The 22228-nt window shown below is 67.9% G+C and carries 21 protein-coding genes and 1 pseudogene; 13 read left to right on the plus strand and 9 right to left on the minus strand.

From position 1 onward, the window contains the following. The first annotated feature begins 29 nt into the window (after positions 1 to 29). A complete protein-coding gene (locus CAL25_RS22960) occupies positions 30 to 1367 on the plus strand; it encodes an NAD(P)H-dependent oxidoreductase (RefSeq protein WP_094804387.1) in 1338 nt (445 codons plus the stop codon). A gap of 81 nt (positions 1368 to 1448) precedes the next feature. Here CAL25_RS22960 and CAL25_RS22965 read toward each other — a convergent pair whose 3' ends face one another. Next, positions 1449 to 2972: an argininosuccinate lyase gene (locus tag CAL25_RS22965; RefSeq protein ID WP_094804389.1), complete on the minus strand. Its 1524-nt coding sequence runs from the start codon at positions 2970 to 2972 to the stop codon at positions 1449 to 1451. A gap of 132 nt (positions 2973 to 3104) precedes the next feature. On the opposite strand from CAL25_RS22965, the gene CAL25_RS22970 reads away from it, so the two are divergent. After that, positions 3105 to 4058, plus strand: coding sequence for a LysR family transcriptional regulator (locus CAL25_RS22970; protein WP_094804391.1), 954 nt, complete (start codon positions 3105 to 3107; stop codon positions 4056 to 4058). Between the two features lie 114 nt (positions 4059 to 4172). Here CAL25_RS22970 and ilvD read toward each other — a convergent pair whose 3' ends face one another. The 3 genes from ilvD to CAL25_RS22985 all read right to left on the minus strand — a co-directional run bounded on the left by ilvD (position 4173) and on the right by CAL25_RS22985 (position 8012). Next, positions 4173 to 6032: a dihydroxy-acid dehydratase gene (gene ilvD, locus CAL25_RS22975; RefSeq protein ID WP_094804393.1), complete on the minus strand. Its 1860-nt coding sequence runs from the start codon at positions 6030 to 6032 to the stop codon at positions 4173 to 4175. 116 nt (positions 6033 to 6148) lie between these two features. Then, positions 6149 to 7069 carry a LysR family transcriptional regulator gene (locus CAL25_RS22980; protein ID WP_094804395.1) on the minus strand — a complete coding sequence of 307 codons (921 nt, stop codon included), beginning with the start codon at positions 7067 to 7069 and terminating at the stop codon, positions 6149 to 6151. Positions 7070 to 7115: 46 nt separating this feature from the next. Then, positions 7116 to 8012: an AraC family transcriptional regulator gene (locus CAL25_RS22985; RefSeq protein ID WP_094804397.1), complete on the minus strand. Its 897-nt coding sequence runs from the start codon at positions 8010 to 8012 to the stop codon at positions 7116 to 7118. 375 nt (positions 8013 to 8387) lie between these two features. Here CAL25_RS22985 and CAL25_RS22990 point away from each other — a divergent pair, with 375 nt between their 5' ends. After that, a complete protein-coding gene (locus tag CAL25_RS22990) occupies positions 8388 to 8939 on the plus strand; it encodes a GNAT family N-acetyltransferase (protein WP_094804399.1) in 552 nt (183 codons plus the stop codon). A 32-nt stretch (positions 8940 to 8971) separates the two neighbouring features. Here the strand turns inward: CAL25_RS22990 and queC are convergent, their stop codons facing one another. After that, positions 8972 to 9709 (minus strand): 7-cyano-7-deazaguanine synthase QueC, encoded by a 738-nt coding sequence (queC, locus tag CAL25_RS22995; RefSeq protein WP_094804401.1) that lies wholly within the window; start codon positions 9707 to 9709, stop codon positions 8972 to 8974. Positions 9710 to 9865: 156 nt separating this feature from the next. On the opposite strand from queC, the gene ppc reads away from it, so the two are divergent. The 4 genes from ppc (at position 9866) to CAL25_RS23015 (ending at position 16256) form a co-directional block, all read left to right on the plus strand. Continuing rightward, a complete protein-coding gene (gene ppc / locus CAL25_RS23000; RefSeq protein ID WP_094804403.1) occupies positions 9866 to 12730 on the plus strand; it encodes a phosphoenolpyruvate carboxylase in 2865 nt (954 codons plus the stop codon). Between the two features lie 381 nt (positions 12731 to 13111). Beyond that, positions 13112 to 14044, plus strand: a complete 933-nt coding sequence (locus CAL25_RS23005; protein WP_094804405.1) for a 3-hydroxyacyl-CoA dehydrogenase family protein — start codon at positions 13112 to 13114, stop codon at positions 14042 to 14044. 120 nt (positions 14045 to 14164) lie between these two features. Beyond that, positions 14165 to 15502, plus strand: a complete 1338-nt coding sequence (locus CAL25_RS23010) for a short-chain fatty acid transporter (protein WP_094804407.1) — start codon at positions 14165 to 14167, stop codon at positions 15500 to 15502. 28 nt (positions 15503 to 15530) lie between these two features. Further along, entirely contained in the window at positions 15531 to 16256 is a 726-nt protein-coding gene (locus CAL25_RS23015) for an SDR family oxidoreductase (RefSeq protein WP_094804409.1), read from the plus strand. Between the two features lie 44 nt (positions 16257 to 16300). On the opposite strand, the gene CAL25_RS23020 is transcribed toward CAL25_RS23015, so the two are convergent. Then, entirely contained in the window at positions 16301 to 17125 is an 825-nt protein-coding gene (locus CAL25_RS23020; protein WP_094804411.1) for an IclR family transcriptional regulator, read from the minus strand. A gap of 148 nt (positions 17126 to 17273) precedes the next feature. Between CAL25_RS23020 and CAL25_RS23025 the strand changes: the two genes are divergently transcribed. The 6 genes from CAL25_RS23025 (at position 17274) to CAL25_RS23050 (ending at position 21182) form a co-directional block, all read left to right on the plus strand. Further along, positions 17274 to 17963, plus strand: a complete 690-nt coding sequence (locus CAL25_RS23025; protein WP_094804413.1) for a 3-oxoacid CoA-transferase subunit A — start codon at positions 17274 to 17276, stop codon at positions 17961 to 17963. Beyond that, positions 17960 to 18604 (plus strand): 3-oxoacid CoA-transferase subunit B, encoded by a 645-nt coding sequence (locus CAL25_RS23030; protein WP_094804415.1) that lies wholly within the window; start codon positions 17960 to 17962, stop codon positions 18602 to 18604. Before CAL25_RS23025 ends, CAL25_RS23030 begins: the two co-directional genes overlap by 4 nt. 51 nt (positions 18605 to 18655) lie before the next feature. Then, on the plus strand, positions 18656 to 18931 hold the full coding sequence (gene catC, locus CAL25_RS23035) for a muconolactone Delta-isomerase (protein WP_094804417.1): 276 nt from the start codon (positions 18656 to 18658) through the stop codon (positions 18929 to 18931). 23 nt (positions 18932 to 18954) lie between these two features. Continuing rightward, on the plus strand, positions 18955 to 19251 hold the full coding sequence (locus CAL25_RS23040; protein WP_094804419.1) for a YciI family protein: 297 nt from the start codon (positions 18955 to 18957) through the stop codon (positions 19249 to 19251). Between the two features lie 106 nt (positions 19252 to 19357). Continuing rightward, the gene (pcaD, locus tag CAL25_RS23045; RefSeq protein WP_094804421.1) at positions 19358 to 20137 is read left to right on the plus strand and encodes a 3-oxoadipate enol-lactonase; all 780 of its coding nucleotides are present in this window, start codon (positions 19358 to 19360) and stop codon (positions 20135 to 20137) included. Between the two features lie 4 nt (positions 20138 to 20141). After that, positions 20142 to 21182, plus strand: coding sequence for a cyclase family protein (locus tag CAL25_RS23050; protein ID WP_094804423.1), 1041 nt, complete (start codon positions 20142 to 20144; stop codon positions 21180 to 21182). A gap of 111 nt (positions 21183 to 21293) precedes the next feature. On the opposite strand, the gene CAL25_RS23055 is transcribed toward CAL25_RS23050, so the two are convergent. The 3 genes and pseudogenes from CAL25_RS23055 to CAL25_RS24490 form a co-directional block, all read right to left on the minus strand. After that, a complete protein-coding gene (locus CAL25_RS23055; RefSeq protein WP_094804425.1) occupies positions 21294 to 21608 on the minus strand; it encodes a DUF4148 domain-containing protein in 315 nt (104 codons plus the stop codon). Between the two features lie 66 nt (positions 21609 to 21674). Continuing rightward, positions 21675 to 21989, minus strand: coding sequence for a DUF4148 domain-containing protein (locus CAL25_RS23060; RefSeq protein WP_432759267.1), 315 nt, complete (start codon positions 21987 to 21989; stop codon positions 21675 to 21677). Positions 21990 to 22076: 87 nt separating this feature from the next. Next, positions 22077 to 22228: pseudogene (locus CAL25_RS24490) on the minus strand (hydrolase); the annotation flags it as partial.

Raw genomic sequence — 22228 nt, forward strand, 5'->3', positions numbered from 1 at the left:
CGCGCCCGCCAGATGGCCAGGAGCTTTTCATGAATCTGCATCGCCTGCTCAAGCAACGCGAGGCCGACGGCAAACCCTTGCGGGTGGCGCTGATCGGCACCGGCAAGTTCGCTTCCATGTTTCTGTCCCAGGCGCAGCGCACGGCGGGCCTGCGGCTGGTGGCGGTGGTCGACGACGATCCCGTCCATGCCCGCGGCGCGCTCACCCGGGCGGGCTGGCCGGCGCAGGCACTCAGCGCCGACAGCATCCACCAGGCCTACAAGAGCGGCAAAGTCTATTGCTGCGACGACGCTGCCGCCACCATCGCCGACCCCGACGTCGAGATCGTGATCGACGCCAGCGCCGGTGCCGCCGCCGGCATCGCCCACGCACAGGCCTGCGTCGAGCACGGCAAGCACATCATCATGGCCAATATGTCGGCCGACGCGCTCGTCGGGCCGTTGATGGCGCGGCGCGCGCGCGAGGCCGGCCTGGTGTACTCCCTGGCCTACGGCGACCAGCCCGCGCTGATCTGCGAGATGGTCGACTGGGCCCGCGCCAGCGGCTTCGAGGTGATCGCGGCAGGCAAGGGCACCAAGTACCTGCCCGAATTCCATACCTCCACGCCCGATACGGTCTGGCCGTACTACGGCTTCACCGACGAGATGGTCGCGGCGGGCGACTTCGACGCCCAGATGTTCAACAGCTTTCTCGACGGCACCAAGAGCGCGTTCGAGATGGCGAGCACCTGCAACGCCACCGGCCTCACGCCCTCGCCCTCGGGCCTGCACTTTCCCGCCTGCGGCACCGACGATCTCGCCCGCGTGCTGCGGCCGCGCGAAGACGGCGGCATGCTGCATCATCGCGGGCAGGTCGAAGTCGTGAGCTCGCTCGAGCGCGACGGCCGGCCGGTGTTTCGCGATCTGCGCTGGGGTGTGTATGTCACCGTGGCGGCCGACAGCGATTTCGTGCGCCGCTGCTTCAAGGAGTACGGCATGGTGACCGACCCGAGCGGCAATTACGCCGCCATGTACAAGCCTTATCACCTGATCGGCCTGGAGCTGGGCATGAGCGTGGCGAGCGTCGGGCTGCGCCGCGAGCCGACCGGCTCGCCCACGGCCTGGCATGCCGACGTGATCGCCACTGCCAAGCGCGACATGGAGGCCGGCCAGGAGATCGACGGCGAAGGCGGCTACACCGTTTATGGCAAGCTCATGCCGGCACGCCAGTCCGTGGCCGACGCCTACCTGCCGCTCGGCCTCGCGCAAGGTGTCACGCTCAAGCGCGCGGTGCGCCAGTCGCAGCCGATCCGCTGGAGCGACGTGGCCAGCGACGAAGAAAGCCGCGCGGCGCGCTATCGGCGCGAGATGGAGCAGATCTTCGGCTGACACCCGGGCAGCAACAACGACGGGACCCGCGGGTCCCGTTGTTGTTTTGCCCCGCCCGTCCGATCGGGCGGCAAGCCGGATTCAGCGCGCCTGAGCCAGCTTCGCGAACGCGTCGTCCAGCCGCTTCTGCGCCGCGTCCAGGCGCGCACGGGCGTCTTTGCTCCACTGGCGATCCGAGGCCAGGCGCGCCTCGGCGGCCTTCTGCATGCGCGCCACTTCCGCCGGCTGCGGGCCACCCAGGCCCAGGCTGGCGTTCACCATGTTGCGGGCCGACAGCGATTCGCGGAACTGCGCTTCGGTGAGCGGCAGCTTCGCGTTGTCGATGCCGAATGACTTCGCGGATTCCGTGTAGATGCGCTGCACCTGATCCATCGGCAGATCGGCCGGCTTGAGATCATTCGCGCGGCCATAGCTCACCAGCTCCGACGCGAAGTGATGCCCCACGCGGAACGGCACGTCGGCCTTGCGCTGCAGCTCATCGGCGAGCTCGGTGGTCGTGGAGTATTCGGCGTTGACCTCGGCCAGCGCGCGCTCGGGGTTGAGCACCAGGCCATCGAGCATCGCCGACAGCTTGCGGTACATGTCGGTGGCGCCGATCACGGCATCCTGTGCCTGTTCGCGCTTGTAGTCCGGCATGCCGGGCGTGACGTTGTGCGCCACCATCACGGCCGTGATGGCCTGGCCCACGGTATCGCTCGCCTGCAGACGCGTGACGTTCAGCGCGTAGGGATTGCGCTTCTGCGGCATGATGCTGCTGGTGCCGGTGAGCTTGCCCTCCTGCAGCATCAGCCAGGGCTTGGTCTGGTGATATTGCGTATGCACGTCCTGGACGAAGGCACCCACGGTGAGCGCCATCGTGCTCGCCAGCATCGCGGCTTCGGCGCCGATATCGATCTGCGCCAGCTGATTGGCGTCGTAGGAGTTTTCCGCCACCCCGTCGAAGCCGAGCAGATCGGCCAGACGCTTGCGGTCCACCGGGAAGCTCGACGTACCCAGCGCCGCCGAGCCCATGGGGCTGAGGTTCAGGCGGGCATAGGCCTCGCGCACCCGCTCCGCATCGCGCGACAGCACCGCCGAATACCCCAGCAGATAGTGACCATAGGTGGTGGGCTGCGCCTGCACGCCGTTGGTGTAGGCCGGCACGATGACATCCGCATAACGCGCGGCCAGCGTGTTGAAGCGGGCGTTTGTTTCGTTGAGCGCGTCATACAGATCGAGCAGACGGTCACGCAGCATCACGCGCCGCGTGGTGGCGAGGATGTCCTGGCGGCTGCGGCCGGAGTGCATGCGCGTGGCGTCGGGACCGGCGATCTTGGTGATCAGAGGCTCGACCTGCAGGTAATCGCCCGGCCGCTTGCCGCCCGGCTGATCGCCATCGGCGATGACCTTGGCCACCGCCTGCGCCGTCTTTACGCCCAGCGCCTGCGGCATGATGCCCTGCTCCACGGTCATCACGGTCGATGCCTTGTTGAATTCGCCGAGCCAATAGAAGTTATCGCGTTTGGGCGCGTCGGCGGCCAGCGTGGGCCCCGCCAGCGCCAGGGTGATGAACGAGCAGGCCAGGGCGCGCGCGAGCCGGTGCGCCGGGAACAGGGGTGCGGACATGAGGTGTCTCCAGGAATACGCGCCAGCGTCTGACGCGATTCGGGCTCGAGGGTGGCCCGATGACGCCGATCTTAGACACGTGCGCCGCAAACGTAAAATATATGCACTCTGCCTTTAACATATTTTTCACATATGGCAACCGACCTGCGGCATCTCCGTTATTTCCTGGCCGTCGCCGACGCCGGCCACATGACCCGCGCCGCCGGCAAGCTCGGGCTCCAGCAACCGCCCCTGTCGATGCAGATTCGCGCGCTCGAAGCCGAGCTGGGTTGCGTGCTGTTCGAACGCCTGCCGCGCGGGGTGGCGCTCACGGCGGCCGGCGAGCGCCTGCTGCCGCTGGCACGCCGGCTCGTGGACGACGCGGCGCAGCTGGTCGACACGATGCGGCGCGTGAGCGCCGGCATGGCGGGCGAACTGACGCTGGGCTTCACGAGCTCGGCCTCGGCCCATGCGCTCACGCCGCGCTTGCTGCGCGCGCAGCGCCAGGCCTATCCCGACGTGCACACCAGCGTGCGCGAGCACAACGCCGCCGAGATCATGGAACAGGTGCGCACCGGTGCGCTCGACGCCGGCCTGCTGCGCCGGCTCGTCCAGGCGCCCGACGGTCTGCGCTGCGATGTGCTGCTCGAAGAAGACATGCTGCTCGCGCTGCCGCTGGATCATCCCCGGGCGCGCGGCTACGACGCCGACGCGCCGCTGGCGCGCCTGCCCACGCTGGCGCTTGCCCACGTGGCGGATGAGCCCTTCATTCTGGTGCGTCGTCCCGGCGCCCCCGGCATGTATGCCGATCTGCTCGCGCGGCTGGCGGAGCTGGGCCTGCAGGTGCGCATCGCCGCCGAGGTCGAGCGCATGATGACGAACCTGAATCTGGTGGCGGCGGGCGCCGGCGTGTCGGTCGTGCCGGCGTCGATGCGCGGCAAAGACAGCGGCGGCGTGGCGTATTTCCGCATGCGGGCGCGCGAGCGCCTCACGGCGCCCATCACCCTCGTGTACCGGCCGCAGCCCGGCCATCCCGCGCTGGACGCGCTGGTGGCGTTGGCGCATCGCCTGGGCGCGCAGACCCAGGCCCGGCGGGCGGCAACCTGAGCGCTGACGCGACCGCCCCCTGCCGCGCGTTCGGCATTCGCTGCGCGCATTCGCCGCGCAAAAAAAACGGTGCGCTCTCGCGCACCGTTTTGCATTGCATGAGGCGTGTCGGGCTCAGCGCTTGAGCTGGCTCAGATCGCGCACCGCGCCGCGGTCGGCCGAGGTCGCGAGCGCCGCGTAGGCGCGCAGCGCCAGCGACACCACGCGTTCGCGGTCGATGGGCTGCCAGGCGGCCTCGCCGCGCGCCTGCATGGCGGCACGGCGTTGCGCCAGCGTCTCGTCCGACACCGCCAGATGCATGCGGCGATTGGGGATGTCGATCTCGATGGTGTCGCCTTCTTCGACCAGGCCGATCGCGCCGCCCTCGGCCGCTTCGGGCGAGGCATGGCCGATCACGAGACCCGACGAACCGCCGGAGAAACGGCCATCGGTGAAGAGCGCGCAGGTCTTGCCCAGGCCCTTGGACTTCAGGTACGAGGTCGGGTAGAGCATCTCCTGCATGCCGGGGCCGCCCTTCGGACCTTCGTAGCGGATCACGACCACGTCGCCCGCGACGATCTGGTCGTTCAGGATGCCTTCGACGGCGTCTTCCTGGCTTTCGAACACGCGGGCACGGCCCGTGAACACCCACTGCGACTCATCGACGCCGGCGGTCTTCACGATGCAGCCCTTCTCGGCGAGGTTGCCGTACAGCACGGCCAGACCGCCATCCTTGGAGTAGGCGTTTTCTTTGCTGCGGATGCAGCCGGTCTTGCGGTCCATGTCGAGCGTCAGGAAGGTCTTGTCCTGGCTGAACGCCACGGTCGTGGGCACGCCGCCCGGCGCCGCGCGGAAGAACTTCTGCGCCGCTTCGCCGGCACCGCCCGCGATGTCCCAGGCGTTGATGGCCGCACCCAGCGTGCCGCTGTGCACGTTGCCGCAGCTCAGGTCGAGCAGGTCCGCACGGCCCAGCTCGCCCAGAATGCCGAGGATGCCGCCCGCGCGGTGCACGTCTTCGATGTGATATTTGTCGGTGGCCGGCGCGGCCTTGCACAGGCACGGCACCTTGCGCGAAATGCGATCGATGTCGGACATGGTGAAGTCCACGCCCGCTTCCTGCGCCGCGGCCAGCAGGTGCAGCACGGTGTTGGTGGAGCCGCCCATCGCGACGTCGAGCGTCATGGCGTTTTCGAAGGCGGCCTTGGTGGCGATGCTGCGCGGCAGGACCGACGCGTCTTCTTGCTCGTAGTAGCGCTTGCACAGATCGACGATCAGGCGGCCGGCCTGCTCGAACAGGCCCTTGCGCCAGGCGTGCGTGGCCACGATCGTGCCGTTGCCGGGCAGCGCCAGACCGATGGCTTCGGTCAGGCAGTTCATCGAGTTGGCCGTGAACATACCGGAACAGGAGCCGCACGTCGGGCAAGCACTGCGCTCGACCTGCTCGGCTTCGGCGTCGCTCACGTTGGGATCGGCGGCCTTGATCATGGCGTCGACCAGATCGAGCTTGGCGATCACCTTGCCGTCGGTCGGGGAGATGACCTTGCCGGCTTCCATCGGACCGCCCGACACGAACACGACCGGGATGTTCAGGCGCATCGCGGCCATCAGCATTCCGGGGGTGATCTTGTCGCAGTTCGAGATGCAGACCATGGCGTCGGCGCAGTGCGCATTGACCATGTATTCGACCGAGTCGGCGATCAGCTCGCGCGAGGGCAGCGAATACAGCATGCCGCCGTGGCCCATCGCGATGCCGTCATCGACCGCGATCGTGTTGAATTCTTTGGCGACACCACCGCCCGCTTCGATCTCGCGCGCCACCAGCGCGCCCAGATCGCGCAGGTGCACGTGGCCCGGCACGAACTGCGTGAACGAGTTCACGACCGCAATAATGGGCTTGCCGAAATCGCCGTCTTTCATGCCAGTGGCACGCCAGAGGGCGCGGGCGCCAGCCATGTTGCGGCCGTGGGTCGAGGTGCGGGAGCGGTAGTGCGGCATAGCCTTCTCGAAAAGAAAGGGGTTCGGCAAAGCGGTAAATCATACGCTGGAACGGTTATCGGCGCGCTGGGCCGGCCCACGCCGGGCCTCCTCCGCGTTCCGTCCCTGGGGGAGAATCAACGTCGCCGGGCGCCCGCCAGCGCGGCGGGCCGGTCGGCCGAGAGCGCCTGCAACATGTCGAGCACCTGGCGCAACGCGCGGCTCACGGGCTTGTCGCGGCGCATCACCACGGCGAGCCGGCGCGCCAGCCGGGGCGTGAGGGTCTGGACGCGCAGTCCCGCCCGATCCCCGGGCCGCGTGACCGCCAGCCGGGGCACGATGCCGCAGCCCAGCCCCGCACGCACGAACTCCTTGAGCGCCTCGGTGCTGCCCAGCTCGGTGGCCGGACGCACGGCCACGCCGGCATCCTCGAACCAATCGTCAACGATGCGACGCGTGCGCGCCCCCGGCTCGAAGAGCACGAGCGGCTGCGCCGTGAGCGCCGTGGGCGTGACACGCGCCAGCGGCTCCGTCGCCTCCGGGAAGATCGCCACGAACTCGTCGTCCATCAGCGGCACCACCTGGAAATTGCGGCCCGGCGCGGGCAGCGTGACCAGGCCGAGATCGAGCTGGTTGTGCTCCACGTCGCGCAGAATGTCGTCGGTATTGCCCACGCTGGCGACCACCTCGAGCTCGGGGTAGCGCGAACGCAATCCGGCCAGGGCCTGCGGCAGCAGATAGGTACACGCCGTGGCGCCGGTACCGAGCCGCACGCGGCCCGAGACGCCCGTGGCCAGCGATTGCATGGCCTGATCGGCACCGGCCACGGCCGCCTCGATGCGGCGCAGATGCTCGACCAGCTCGGCGCCGGCCGCGGTCGGGCTCACGCGCCGGCCCACCCGCTCGACCAGCCGCAGCCCGTAGCGGCGCTCGAGCGTGCGCACCTGCTGGCTCACGGCCGGCTGGCTCAGGCCGTTGCGTTCGGCGGCGGCCGAAAAACTGCCGAGCTCGATGATGTCGAGCAGTACCCGCAAGTGATCGAGGTTGAGTCCGCGCATGGAATATCGGGCGCCACGCACCGGGCGCGGGCCGGAAAAACGCCCATCATAAGATGACGGCGTCCTCCACGGGCGTGGCGTCCTGCCCGGCGCGGCTGGCGGCCGGCCCACCCGCCGGGGCCTCGGGCCAACGGAAATAGTCGCGCGGCGATACGCCGAGCGTGCGCCGGAACATGGTCGCGAAAGCGCCGGGGCTGGCGTAACCGAGCTGCTGCGCCACCTCGGCGATCGGCGCGCCGTGCGAGAGCAGCGTGAGGGCTTCCATCAGCAGCACACGCTGGCGCCACTCGTTGAAACTGGCGCCGGTATGGGCGCGAAACATGCGCGTGAGACTGCGCCGGCTCAGGCCGCCGTAGGCGGCCCAGGCGTCCAGGCCATCGCGGCTGGCCGGATCGCGCAGCAGCGCCTGGCAGATGCGCCGCAGCCGCGGCTCGGCGGGCAGCGGCACGTGCAGCGAGGCCGGGCAGATATGCCGCATCTCGTCGAGGATCAGCGCGTGGATGTGACCCGCGCGTGCCCCCGACGCGCCCTGGCGCTGCAACGCGATCGCTTCGACGATCAGCACCTGCAGGAGCGGCGACACCTGGATCGCCTGACATGCGCGCGGCAGACCGTCGAGCATCGGATCGATGAAGAGCGCGCGAATCGCCACGCTGTCCCAGCCGCGCTTCTGGTGCAGCACGCCCGCCGGCAGCCACAGGGCCTGACCGGGAGCCACCACCCAGTTGCCGGTGTCGGTCAACACGGTGACCACGCCGCGCAACGCGCAAAGCAGGAGACCGCGATCGTGCCGCTGCGGCGCGCTGATCACGCCGGCGGGATAGTCGGCGGCCTGCGCCGAAATGGCCGCCAGCGCTTCCGGCGTGTCGGGCAGGAAGGCCTGGGATGAGAAAGAAAAGGAAGGGTTCGCTGGGGCGGCTGAGGGTTTCGCGATCGCGGGCATGGAGCAACGTACTACGTGATGAACGACGTACAACGGCGCAACGGATGAAAACGACAGCGACCCCGGGGTGCGGCAAGTCGGCGGGACGCGGGCCCCGCGCGTCGCGGTGGCCGGTAGTCCGGATCCGGCGCGCGGCGCGCATGGCGGCTCGCCCGGAGGTGCTCGCATGATACGGCAAGCAGCCGGCGCCGCCATTGGGGGTTAACGACTAGCCGCCGCGCAGCGCGGACGCACCCGCGATATATAAGATTTCCTTATGCAGAACATAAACCCGGAAATCTTCCCTTATTCGGCGCAGCGGCGCACACTTCGATCTGGCCGTGCACCGCATGGCTTTCCGAGTCCCCTTCGACGCGCCCATCGGCGCGCGCTCTCATGAATGCGCCTCTTGCCCTGAGCCCCACGGTCCTGATCCGTGACACCCTCGACGCCGACCTTCCGGCCATCGCCGCCATCTACGCGCAGCATGTGCTGCACGGCACGGCCTCTTTCGAACTCGAGCCGCCCTCGGCCGAAGAGATGTTCGCGCGCCGCGCGGCGGTGCTCGGCCATGGCCTACCCTACCTGACGGCGGAGTGCGGTGGCGTGGTGGTGGGCTACGCGTATTGCACGCCGTATCGTCCGCGTCCGGCTTACCGGCATACGGTGGAAGACTCGGTGTATGTGCAGGCCGGCCGCGCCGGCCTCGGTATCGGCGGCAAGCTGCTCGGCGCGCTGATCGAGCGATGCACCGAAGGCGGCTGGCGCCAGATGCTGGCGGTGGTGGGCGACAGCCGCAACGCGGCCTCGCTGGCCGTGCATGCGCGCCATGGCTTTCATCCCGTGGGAACCCTGCGCGATGTCGGGTTCAAGCATGGCGAGTGGCGTGACACCGTGCTGATGCAACGCGAACTCGGCACCGGCAGCCGCACGCCGCCGTCGCGCTGACCCGGGCTCGGCCCCGGGCTCAGCCTCGGGATTCAGATCCCCGGCTCGTCGGCCTGCTGTGCCGCCTTGTCGCGGATCCAGCGTTCGAAGCCGGCCTTGCGCAGCGCGCAGGCCGGGCATTTACCGCAGCCATGCCCCCATGGGTGCTTCATGCCCCGCTCGCCCAGGTAACAAGTGTGGCTCTCGTCCACGACGATATCCACCAGCGCCGGCCCGCCCAATCGATGGGCCAGCTCCCAAGTCTCCGACTTGTCGATCCACATCAGCGGCGTTTCGATCGTGAGACGTGAACCCAGGCCCAGGCTCAGCGCCACCTGCTGCGCCTTGATCGTGTCGTCACGACAATCCGGATAGCCCGAGAAGTCGGTCTCGCACATGCCGCCCACCAGGACGTCGAGCTGACGGCGGTAGCCCAGCGCGGCGGCCAGCGTCAGAAACAGCAGATTGCGGCCCGGCACGAAGGTATTGGGCAAGCCGTTTTCCTGCATCTCGATGGCGCGATCGCTGGTCATGGCGGTGTCGCCGACCTGGCCCAGCACGCTCAGATCGAGCAGGTGGTCTTCACCCAGCCGTGCCGCCCACTGCGGAAAGCGCGCGCGCACCTCGCGCAGCACATTCAGACGCGCGTCGAGCTCGATGCGGTGCCGCTGACCGTAGTCGAAGGCCACGGTTTCGACGTGTTCGTAGCGGTCGAGCGCCCAGGCCAGGCAGGTGGTGGAGTCCTGGCCACCCGAGAAAAGGACCAGTGCGCGTCGTTGATGATTCAGCATGGGAAAAACCGGAAAGAAGTTGCGGCGCGTGCCGCCATGGCGAGACTGTACCGCAGGCCGCCGCGTCAGGATCGGTGCTTACAATCGTCGCATCGGCCATTCTCTTTTCGTACCCCGCACGCACTTTCCCTTTTTCCTTTCCTCGACGGATCCTCGATGAACGCCACTCGCACGCAGTCCGATGCCGCTGAACCCCTCCGCCACGATATCCGCCTGCTCGGCCGGTATCTCGGCACCGTCATCGAGGCCTGCGACGGCAAACGTGTCTTCGACACCATCGAAACCTTGCGCCGCACCGCGGTGCGCTTTCGGCGCGAAGGCAGACAGGACGACGCCAAACTGCTGCAGGCGCGTGTGCGCCAGTTGCGCGGCGATGATCCCAACTCGGTGGCCCGCGCGTTCAGCTATTTTCTGCACCTGTCCAACATCGCCGAAGACCGCGACCAGAATCGCCGTCAGCGCGCCCGCGCGCTGGCCGACCCCGCCCCGGCGACGGGCAGCGTGGCGCAGGCCATCGCGCAGCTCAAGTCGCAGGGCGTGACGCCCGCGCGCATCCGCAAGCTGCTGGCCGAGGCCTGCATCATGCCCGTGCTCACGGCGCATCCCACCGAAGTGCAGCGCAAGAGCACGCTCGACGAACACCGCGAAATCGCCGCGCTGCTGGTGCAGCGCGAGCAGCCGCTCACCGCCGACGAGCAGGCCGCGCTCGACCAGGCGCTGTTGGGCCGCGTGGCCACCTTGTGGCAGACGCGCATGCTGCGCTACACCCGGCTGACCGTGGCCGACGAGATCGAGAACGCGCTTTCTTATTACCGCAGCACCTTTCTGCAGGTAATCCCGCGCCTCTACGCCGACGTCTCGCGCCTGCTCGGCCGCGAGCCGGCCGCACCTAAGCCGGCCGCACAATTCACCCGCCCCTCCGCGCCGCTCGAGCCTTTCCTGCGCATGGGCAGCTGGATCGGCGGCGATCGCGACGGCAATCCCAACGTGGACGCCGGCACGCTGGAACGCGCGTTGCTGCGTCAGGCCACCGTGCTGTTCGAGCATTACCTCCAGGAAGTCCATGCGCTGGGCGCCGAGCTCTCGCTCACGACGCTGCTGGTGCAGGCCAATCCTGCGCTGCACGAGCTGGCCGAGGCCAGCGGCGATGACTCCCCGCATCGGCGCGACGAGCCCTATCGCCGCGCGCTGGTCGGCATTTATGCCCGCCTCGCCGCCACGGCGCGCGACCTCACCGGACAGGATCTGGCCCGTCGCGCCACCCGCGCGGCACCGCCCTACACCACGCCGCAGGAGGTCACGCGCGATCTCGACGTGATCGCCGATTCGCTCACCGACCATCACGGCGCGCCCATCGCGCGCCTGCGGCTCACCGGCCTGCGGCAGGCGCTGGACGTGTTCGGCTTCCACCTGGCCACCGTCGATCTGCGCCAGAGCTCCGACGTGCACGAAGAAGTGCTAACCGAACTCTTCAGCCGCGCGGGCGTGCAGTTCGAAGGCGAGCCCGTCGATTACGCGGCGCTGGATGAAGACGCGCGCGTGCGGCTGCTGCGCGCCGAGCTGGCGCAGGCGCGGCCGCTCGTCTCCCCCTGGATCACCTACGGCGACATCGCCACGCGCGAGCTTGCCGTTCTGCGTGCCGCCGCCGCTGGCCGGGCCCGCTACGGCAAGCAGGCCGTGCGCCAGACCATCGTGTCGCACACCGAGACGCTGAGCGACCTGCTCGAAGTGCTCGTGCTGCAAAAAGAGGCGGGCCTGACCGCGCCGGCCGGCACCGACATCGGCCCGGAAGACGGCCTCATGGTCGTGCCCTTGTTCGAAACCATTCCCGACCTGCAGCGCGGCGCCGGCATCATGGCGGCGTGGCTGGATCTGCCCGAGGTGCGGGCCCGCGTGCGCGCGGCGCAGGATCAGACGCAGGAGGTGATGCTGGGCTATTCCGACAGCAACAAGGACGGCGGCTTTCTCACGTCGAACTGGTCGCTGTATCAGGCCGAGCGCGATCTGGTCGACGTGTTTCGCAAGCGGGGCGTGCGGCTGCGGCTCTTTCACGGGCGCGGCGGCTCCGTGGGACGCGGCGGCGGCTCGAGCTTCGACGCCATCCTGGCGCAACCGCCCGGCACGGTGGCGGGCCAGTTCCGCCTCACCGAACAGGGCGAGGTGATCCAGAGCAAGTACAAGGATGCCGAGATCGGCCGCTGGCATCTCGAGCTGCTGGTGTCCGCCGTCCTCGAGTCGTCGCTCGCGCCGCACGCCGAAGCGGCCGAGGCCGAAGACGCCCACATGGCGCGCCACGGCGACGCCATGGCCTTCATGTCCGAACATGCGCAGCGCACCTACCGCGGCCTGGTGTACGACACGCCGGGCTTCGCCGATTACTTCTTCGCCGCCACGCCGATCAGCGAGATCGCCGGGCTGAACATCGGATCGCGTCCGGCCTCGCGCAAACAAGGCCAGCGCATCGAAGACCTGCGCGCCATTCCGTGGGGCTTTTCTTGGGCGCAATGCCGCCTCATGCTGACCGGCTGGTACGGCGTGGGCTCGGCCATCGAGGCCTACCTCGAGTCCGGCGCGCCCGGTGCGGCCAAGTCGCGCCGCGGACGGCTGGCGCAGCTGCGCGAAATGGCCACCCAGTGGCCGGCGCTGCGCACCTGGCTGTCGAACATCGAGATGGTGCTGGCCAAGTCCGACCTGGCGATCGCGGCGCGCTATGCGCAGCTGGTGCCGCAGCGCGCGCTGCGCGAACGCATCTTCGGCGCGATCTCGCAGGAACACGCGCGCACGATTGCGATGCTGCGCTTGCTGAACCAGCGCGAACTGCTGGCCGACAACCCGGCCCTGCTGGCCTCGCTGCGCGAACGCTTCGCCTATATCGATCCGCTCAACTATCTCCAGATCGAACTGATCAAGCGTTACCGGGCCGCCCAGGCCAAACCCGATGCCCAGCCCGACAAGCGCGTGCAGCGCGCGATCCACCTGACCATCAACGGGATCGCCGCGGGGCTGCGCAATTCGGGCTGAGCAAGGTCCGAGGGCCATCCGGCGCGGCGTTCGGCCTGCCCGATGGCCCGTGGTGGTGTACGCAGCATGGCCGCACGCCTGCGTCATGGCCGCCTCCACGGGCGCTGGCCTTCATTGGGTGCACTCTGGCGGGTTCGTCCGGCACCGGGTGGCGGTGACCGCAGCGTGGACACCCGCCCGACCCGCCGGTGTCCAGCAGGCGGAATCCTGGGCTACTATCGCTGAAAATTCTATATACGCACAAATGTTCGCATATAGAACACAACGATTTTTCTGGCCCAGGGCACGGAAAGGCACCCACGGAAGAGACGACCGGCGCGCCCGGACGCCCCCATTCAGGGCCGCCTCACGCGCTCGGGCCGCGAGCAAGCGAGCATCTTCATGGATCTTCCCATCCAGAATCTGGCAGTCGTGGGCGCGGGTGCCATGGGCAGCGGCATCGCCGCCCTCTTCGCCTCCCGCGGCGTAAACGTGGTCCTGATCGATCCGGTCGCGGGCGCCCTCGAGCGCGCCACCGCCACGATCGAACGCCAACTCGGCGTCTACGCGCCCGACGCGGTGCAGGAGTCGCTGCGGCGCATCCGCCTGGACCCCGGTCTCGAGGCGGCCTGCGGCAGCGAACTCGTGATCGAGGCCGTGCCCGAAAAGCTCGACCTCAAACGCGACATCTTCACGCGGCTCGACACGCTCTGCCCCGCGCACACCATCTTCGCCACCAACACCTCCGGCCTGTCGATCAACGCCATTGCCGAGTCCGTGACGCGGCGCGACCGCTTTGTCGGCACCCACTTTTTCACGCCGGCGGATGTGATCCCGCTCGTGGAAGTCGTGCGCTGCGACGAGACCTCGACGGCCACCGTCGAACGCGTGATGGATTTCCTGCGTGCCGGCGGCAAAAAACCGGTGCTGGTGCGCCAGGACATCCCCGGCTTCATCGCCAACCGCATCCAGCATGCGCTGGCACGCGAGGCCATCTCGCTGCTCGAAAAGGGCGTGGCGAGCGCCGAAGACATCGACGAAGTGGTGAAGTGGAGCCTCGGCATCCGGCTGGCGCTCACCGGCCCGCTCGCCCAGCGCGACATGAACGGCATCGACGTTCACCACGCCATCGCCAGCTATCTCTACCAGGACCTGGAAAACCGCACGACGCCCTCGGACCTGCTCACGCAGAAGGTCGAACGCGGCGAGATCGGTGCCAAGGCCGGCCAGGGCTTCTATGCCTGGCCCGCCGAAGAGCGCGAGCGCGTGCTGCGAGAGAAAAGCACCGCGCTGGCCGATCTGGTGGCCTGGCTCGACGCCAAGAAACTCAGCTGACCATTTTCAACCGCGCCGCGCGGCCTGCCTGCCGCACGGCGTTTCAACACGCGCACCATCAAGTTGCGCGCGCAACAAAATAACAGAGCCCCGGAGAGACGGGTGCCTGTTGGAGGCAATATGAACAAACTCGCTTCTTTCTTCACGGAGCTGATGCGCAAGTATCTGCCCGACCCCTTCGTTTTCGCGATCGCACTCACCCTGCTCACCGTCCTGCTTGCGATGGGCGTCGAGGGCCAGGCACTGCCTGCGATCACGCGCGAGTGGGGCAAGGGCTTCTGGAGCCTGCTGGCCTTCACCACCCAGATGGCGGTGATCCTGGCCATGGGCTACGTGCTGGCCACCGCGCCGCTGACCGATCGCTTTCTGGATCGCATCGTCAGCCACGTGCACAACCCGCGCACGGCCATCATCGTGGCCACGCTCGTGGGCGGCGTGGGTAGCTACCTGAACTGGGGGTTCGGCCTCGTGATCGGCGGCGTGGTCGCCAAGAAGCTCGCGCTCAAGGTCAAGGGCGTGCATTACCCGCTCATCATCGCGTCGGCCTACAGCGGCTTCACGATGTACGGGCTCGGTCTGTCGGCCAGCATTCCGGTGCTCGTCGCCACCCCGGGTCACCCGACCTCGGCGCAAATGGGCGTGATCCCGCTGTCCGAGACCATCTTCTCGGTGCCGATGCTGCTCACCAGCCTGGTCATCATCGTGACCCTGCCGCTGCTCAACGCGTGGCTGCATCCCAAGGCCGGCGACACCGTCGTCGAAGTCGACCCCAACATCGACAAGGACAACGCGCCGGCCGCCGGCCACAACGCCTCGGCCGAGAACACGCTGGCCAGCCGCCTGAACAATAGCCGCATCCTGAGCATGCTGATCGGCGCGCTGGGCATCGCGTATGTCGTCTTCTACTTCATGGACGGCAAGTCGCTCGACCTGAACCTGATCAACTTCATCATCCTGTTCCTGGGCATCATCCTGCTGGGCACGCCGGCCGCCTACGTGGCCAAGCTCAACGAAGGGATCAAGACCATCGGCGGGATCATCCTGCAATACCCGTTCTACGCCGGCATCATGGCGATCATGGCCGGCTCGGGCCTGGTCAACACCATCTCGGCGATTTTCGTCGACGTGGCCACCCCCGCCACGCTGCCGTTCTGGGGCCTCATCAGCTCGTTCGTCATCAATTTCTTCGCGCCCTCGGCCGGCGGCCACTGGGTCATCCAGGGTCCGTTCATGATCGACGCCGCCAAGGAAATCGGCAGCGCCATGAACCAGACCACGATGTCCGTGATGCTGGGCAACGCCTGGAACGATCTCGTGCAGCCCTTCTGGATCCTTCCGGCGCTGGCGCTGTCCAAGCTCAAGCTGCGCGATGTGATGGGCTACACCGTGATCATGATGGTGTGGGTCGGCATCGTGCACATCACCGCCGTGCTCGCCTGGGGTTTCCTTACCCACTGACGCGACCACGACTCAACGGAGCATCGCCATGAAACCCACCGCCTATCTCGTGACCGGCGCAAGCGCCGGGATCGGCGCGGCCATTGCGCAGGCCCTGCTGCAAGCGGGCCATACCGTCGTCAATATCGACTACCGCCTTCCCGACCAGGCGCCCGCGGGCCTGGTGTCGTTCCAGGCCGACCTCACCGACCTGGCGGCCACCGAGGCCGTCGCGCGTGAAGTCAACGCGCAGTACGCCATCGTCGGTCTGGTGAACAACGCCGGCGCGACCCGCCCGGGCAGCGCCGATACGGCGTCGATCACCGATCTCGATTACGTGGTCAACCTGCATCTGCGCACGGCGCTCATCCTGATCCAGGCCGCGCTGCCGGCGATGCGCGAGGCCGGCTTCGGCCGCATCGTGAACATGTCGTCGCGCGCGGCGCTCGGCAAGCCCGAGCGCGTGGTGTACTCGGCCACCAAGGCCGGCCTGATCGGCATGACGCGCACCCTGGCCATGGAGCTGGGCGGCGACGGCATCACCGTCAACGCCATCGGCCCCGGCCCCATCGCCACCGAGCTGTTCACCAAGAGCAATCCGGAAGGCGCGCCGCAGACCCGCCGCATCATCGACAGCATCGTGGTCAAGCGCCTGGGCCAACCCGAAGACGTGGCCCGCGCGGCGATGTTCTTCCTGGCGCCCGAGAACGGCTTCGTGACGGGTCAGGTGCTGTATGTGTGTGGCGGCACCACGCTGGGCGTGGCGCCGGTCTGAGCATGCAACCGGCCACGTTCCTTCGCAACCGGCGCCGGCGCGCCTCAGCGGCGCAGCAAGGCGTCGTTGACGCGCCGCGCCGCCTCGCGCAGCGGCGGCAGGAATGCCGCCAGCATTTCGTCGCGCGAGTAGCGATTGACGTGGCCGCTCACATTCATGGCCGCGATCACGCGGCCGGTCCGGTCGACGATCGGCACGGCCACCGACTCCAGACCGGGCTCGAGCTCCTGCACCACGCAGGCATAGCCGTCGCTGCGCACCTGATCGAGCGCGGCGCGCAAGGCCGTGCGGTCGGTGAGCGTGCTGGCGGTATAGACACGGATCTGGCTCTGGTCGAGCAGACGTTCCTGGTCGGCCAGCGGCAGGCCCGCCAGCAGCACACGGCCCATCGAGGTCACCCACGCCGGCAGACGACTGCCGACGGCCAGATTGATGGTCATGACCTTGTGGGTCGAGAGCCGCAGGATATAGACGATGTCGGTGCCGTCGAGCACCGACACGGAACAGGATTCGCGCGTGAGTTCGGCGACCTCTTCCATGTAGGGCAGCGCCAGGTTCCACAACGGCGTGGCCGAGAGATAGGCATAACCCAGCTCGAGGATGCGCGGCGTGAGCGTGAAGCGCCGGTCTTCGACCGTGACATAGCCCAGGTGCTCGAGCGTGAGCAGGATGCGGCGCGCGCCAGCGCGCGTGAGCCCCGTTGCGGCCGCCACCTCGGAGAGTGTCATTTGTGGACGCTGCGGGCCGAACGCGCGGATAACCGACAAGCCGCGCGCGAAGGATTGCACGTAACTGTCGCTGGGCTGCTGACTTGCGGTTTCAACCATAGACTCGATCAACCAGGATTCGGGCCCGCGCTGCGCGGGCATCGAGCCGCCCCGAGCGGGGCCGGGCGGCTCCGTTTAAGCACCGGACGCCTTGCCTTGACACTGCGCCACAGCCCTGAAACGATGTTCTTCGAGAGAACATAAGTTCGACTGAAGAACAATTATCACACGCCATCTCTGAGACATACCTATGATTTCAAAGCTCGTTGCAAACACGGCGCAGGCCCTGGCCGATGTGCCTGACGGCGCCACCATCATGATCGGCGGCTTCGGCACCGCAGGCCAACCCATGGAACTGATCGACGCCCTGCTCGAACAAGGTGCCAAGGACCTGGTCATCATCAACAACAACGCGGGCAACGGCACCACCGGCCTGGCCGCGCTGCTGGGCGCGAATCGTGTGCGCAAGATCATCTGCTCGTTCCCGCGTCAGGCCGACTCGCAGATCTTCGACGGCCTGTACCGCAGCGGCAAGCTCGAGCTCGAACTGGTGCCGCAGGGCAACCTCGCCGAGCGCATCCGCGCGGCCGGCGCCGGCATCGGCGCATTCTTCAGCCCCACGGGTTATGGCACGCCGCTCGCGGAGGGCAAGGAAGTGCGCGAGATCAACGGCCGTCATTACGTGCTCGAGTATCCGCTGCACGCCGACTACGCCCTCATCAAGGCCGAACGCGGTGACCGCTGGGGCAACCTGGTGTACCGCAAGACGGCGCGCAACTTCGGCCCCATCATGGCCAGCGCCGCCCGCGTGGCCGTGGCTCAGGTGAGCGAAGTGGTCGAGCTCGGCCAACTCGATCCCGAAGCCGTCGTCACCCCCGGTATTTTTGTCCAGCGCGTGGTGCAGGTCGCCGCCGCCCCCGCCGCCAAGGAACAGGCATGAGCACCAAACTGACCCGCGACCAGATCGCCGCGCGCGTTGCGCAAGACATCCCCGAAGGCGCTTACGTGAACCTGGGCATCGGCCTGCCGACGCTGGTGGCCAACCACCTGCCCACCGACCGCGAAGTGATTCTGCACACCGAAAACGGCATGCTGGGCATGGGCCCCGCACCGGCCAAGGGCGAAGAAGACTACGACCTGATCAACGCCGGCAAACAGCCGGTCACGGAACTGCCCGGTTGCTCGTTCTTCCATCATGCGGACTCGTTCGCGATGATGCGTGGCGGCCACCTCGATATCTGCGTGCTCGGTGCATTCCAGGTGTCGGCCCAGGGCGACCTGGCCAACTGGCACACCGGCGCGCCCGACGCCATCCCCGCCGTGGGCGGCGCGATGGACCTCGCCATCGGCGCCAAGCAGGTGTTCGTGATGATGGAACTCACCACGCGCGAAGGCCAAAGCAAGCTGGTCCAGGCGTGCAGCTACCCGCTCACCGGCGTGCGCTGCGTGTCGCGCGTGTACACCGACGTGGCCGTGTTCGACATCGCGTCCGATGGCGTCACCGTCATCGACATCTTCGGCGACACCACGCCCGAACAGCTGCTGTCCCTCACGGGCCTGCCGCTCAAGTTCGCCCACTGACGATTCATCGCGCCGCGCCCGCCGCGCGGCGCCGCATACGAAGGAGCAATCATGCTGTACATGGCTGAAATGCAGGTCAACCTGCCCCCCGACATGCCGGCCGACGTGGCCGCCAAACTCAAGGCCGACGAAAAGGCGCTGGCCCAGAAGCTGCAACACGAAGGCAAGTGGCAGCATCTGTGGCGCGTGGCCGGCCGCTACGCCAACGTGAGCATCTTCGACGTGGCCGACCACGACGAGCTGCACAACATCCTGTCGTCGCTGCCGCTCTTCCCGTACATGGACGTGCGCGTCACCGCGCTGGCACGCCACCCCTCGGCCATCTGATCGCCCACGCCACGGAGCCCCGCATGCCCTACATCATCGAGACCTTCGACAAGCCCGGCACGCTCGCGCTGCGCCAGCAGCACCGCCCGGCCCACCTCGCTTTCCTCGACGCCAACAAGGCGCTGTTGCTGGCCTGCGGCGCGAAGCTGCAGGACGACGGCACCGACGCGGGCGGCGGCCTGTACGTGGTCGACCTCGACACGCGCGAAGCCGCACAGCAACTGATCGAAGCCGATCCGTTCTATCAGGCCGGCCTGTTCGAGAACGTGAAGATCACGCGCTGGCGCAAGGCCTACGTGGCCGGCGAATGCTATCTGTGAAGTAAGTCCTGCCAGACCGCCCGGACACGCCGGCCCGCGCGGGCCGCATGCGTCGGGCGCAGCGCGGGGACACGCCTCCCCGCGCCCATTTTTTTAGGATGTCCCCATGTCTTATGCCGACCTGAGCCAGGCCCGTCTGTACTACGTCATCGACGGTCCGGCCGACGCCCCGGTGCTCGTGCTGTCCAACTCGCTGGGCACCTGCGCCGATATGTGGGCCCAGCAGATCCCCGCGTTCGCGCGCCACTTCCGTGTGCTGCGCTACGACACCCGTGGCCATGGCCGCTCGTCGGTGCCCGACGGCGAATACAGCTTCGCCCAGCTCGGCGGCGACGTGATCGAACTGCTCGACCACCTGAACATCGAGCGCGCCCATTTCTGCGGCCTGTCGATGGGCGGCCCGACGGGCCTGTGGCTCGCGCTCGAGCACGCATCGCGCATCGACCGCCTGGTGCTGTGCAATACCGCCGCACGTATCGGCACGGCGCAGTTCTGGAGCGACCGCATCACCGCCGTGCAGGCGCAGACGGTGCACGCCATGGCGCCCGCGCTGGTCGAACGCTGGCTCACGCCCGAGTACCGCGCCGCGCAGCCCGGCCTCGCGCAAGTGCTGGTCGACATGCTGCGCCGCACGGCCGACGCCGGCTACACCGGCAACTGCGCGGCACTGCGCGATGCCGACCTGCGCGAGCGCCTCGCCGAGATCAAGCAGCGCACGCTGGTGATCGCCAGCACGCACGACATGGCCGCCACCCCCGCCGACGGCCGTTTCCTGACCGACAACATCCCGGACGCGCGTTACATCGAGCTGCCGACCTCCCACATCTCCAACTGGGAACAGCCGGAAGCCTTCACACGCGCGGTGCTCGACTTCCTGACGGAGTAGCGCCATGCAACGCTGGAAAAGCCGCCCACCGGGCTCCAACTGGGGAGACTTCGGTCCCGATGATCAGTTGGGCCGTCTCAACCTCATCACCGACGAGGTCGTGCTGCGCGGCGCGCGCGAGATCCGCGCGGGCAAGACCTTCTGCCTGTCGCTGCCGCTCGACCTGCCGGGCGGCAACGTGCTCAACCCGCGCCGCCATCCGCCGCAGCTCTCGCCCACGCGCCTGCAGGACACGCCCTACCTGAATTTCCCGTTGCGCAAGCTCAACCCCGATGCGGTCGACGTGCTCAGCGACGATCAGGTGCTGCTGTCGATGCAGTACTCCACGCAATGGGATTCGCTCGCACACGTGGGCGCCCTGTTCGATGCCAACGGCGACGGCGAACCCGAGCTCGTGTATTACAACGGTTATCGCGCTGGCGTCGACGTGGTGGGCCCGATGGACGGCGACCACCTGGGTTGCGGCTGCAACAGTGGCGGACCGTCCGCCGCGCTGAAGATCGGCATCGAGAACCTCGCCCAGAAGGGCATGCAGGGTCGCGGCGTGCTGGTGGATCTGGCGCGCCATTACGGCACGGGCCGCACGCTGATCGGCGCGGCCGAGCTGCTGGCCGTGCTCGACAAGGACGGGATCGAGGTGCTGCCGGGCGACATGCTGGTGCTGCGCACCGGCTACGCCGAGAAGGTCGTGGAGATGGCCGGTAAACCCGATGCCGACGTGCTGCACACGTACGGCGCAGCGCTCGATGGCACCGACGAAGCGCTGCTCACCTGGATCAGCGAGAGCGGCATTGCCGCGATCTGCGCCGACAACTACGCGGTCGAAGCCTATCCGGCACGCGAGCGCCAGGGTCCGCGCGCCATGTTGCCGCTGCACCACCACTGCCTGTTCAAGCTGGGTCTGCCGCTGGCCGAGCTGTGGTACCTCAAGGATCTGGCCGACTGGTTGCACGCGCAACAACGGCATCATTTCCTGTTGACCGCGCCGCCCCTGCGCCTGCCGCACGCCGTCGGTTCGCCGGTCACGCCGATCGCGACCGTGTAAAAAAACCGGGCTCGCTATAGACAAAGGCCTCGGGGCTTACGCCGCCGAGGCCTTTTTCTTTGGGTGGGATAAGGAGGTGTACGCGGCGTCTTGCGGACACACCATACTCGCTCAGCCCGCGACCGGCGGGTAGTCGAGTTCGCCCGAGGCTTCGAGCCCGGCAGCCTGCGCGGCCGACAGTTCCTGGCGGACTTGGGCGCGGGTCACTTGCGAAGTGGCGTGCGCGGCCAGCGGCAGTCCACCGATTTCGGTCGTGGCGACCAGGCCTTGCGAGCGGGCCGATTGCAGGTCGGCGACGACCTGGGCGCGGGTCAGCGTGGTGGCGCTGGTTTCTTGCAGCGGCCAGTCCAGTTCGCCGGCCTGGGCGGTACCGAGATAGGTGAGGGAGGCGAGCACGCCGGCGGCGAGGATGCTGAGGGTCTTCATGGTCTGACTCCAGTGATTACGTATGCGATTTCAGTTCAGGTTTTACGGTCGGACGCGGCGGACGAATCAGCCAGCCACCGGCGGGTAGTCCAGTTCGCCCGAGGCTTCGAGACCGGCAGCCTGTGCGGCGGACAGTTCCTGGCGGACCTGAGCGCGGGTCACTTGCGAAGCGGCGTGCGAGGCCAGCGGCAGTTCACCGATTTCGGTCGTGGCGACCAGGCCTTGCGAGCGGGCCGATTGCAGGTCGGCGACGACCTGGGCGCGGGTCAGCGTGACGGCGCTGGTTTCCGGCAGCGGCCAGTCCAGTTCGCCCGCTTGGGCGGCACCGGCGAAGGTGGCGGAGAGAGCGACGGCGGCGGCGAGGGTCTTGATCGAGTTCATGGTGTTTTCCTTGGGTTCAGGTGATCTGGCGATTGAGAAAGCGGGTAAATCGTTTAAGGGAAATGCTGGTTTCTGCGGCGTTTTCGATTACTTGCTGGCGGCCTGGATCGCGGAGTAGCTGGCCATCAGGTTGCGGTAGTCGGGGATGTGGTTGGCGAACAGCGTGCCCAGACCCTCGATGTCGTTGCGCCAGTCGCGGTGCAGCTCGCAGGCCACGCCGAACCAGGTCATCAGCTGGG

It is taken from the genome of Bordetella genomosp. 5, assembly GCF_002261315.1.
Lineage (GTDB): Bacteria > Pseudomonadota > Gammaproteobacteria > Burkholderiales > Burkholderiaceae_B > Bordetella.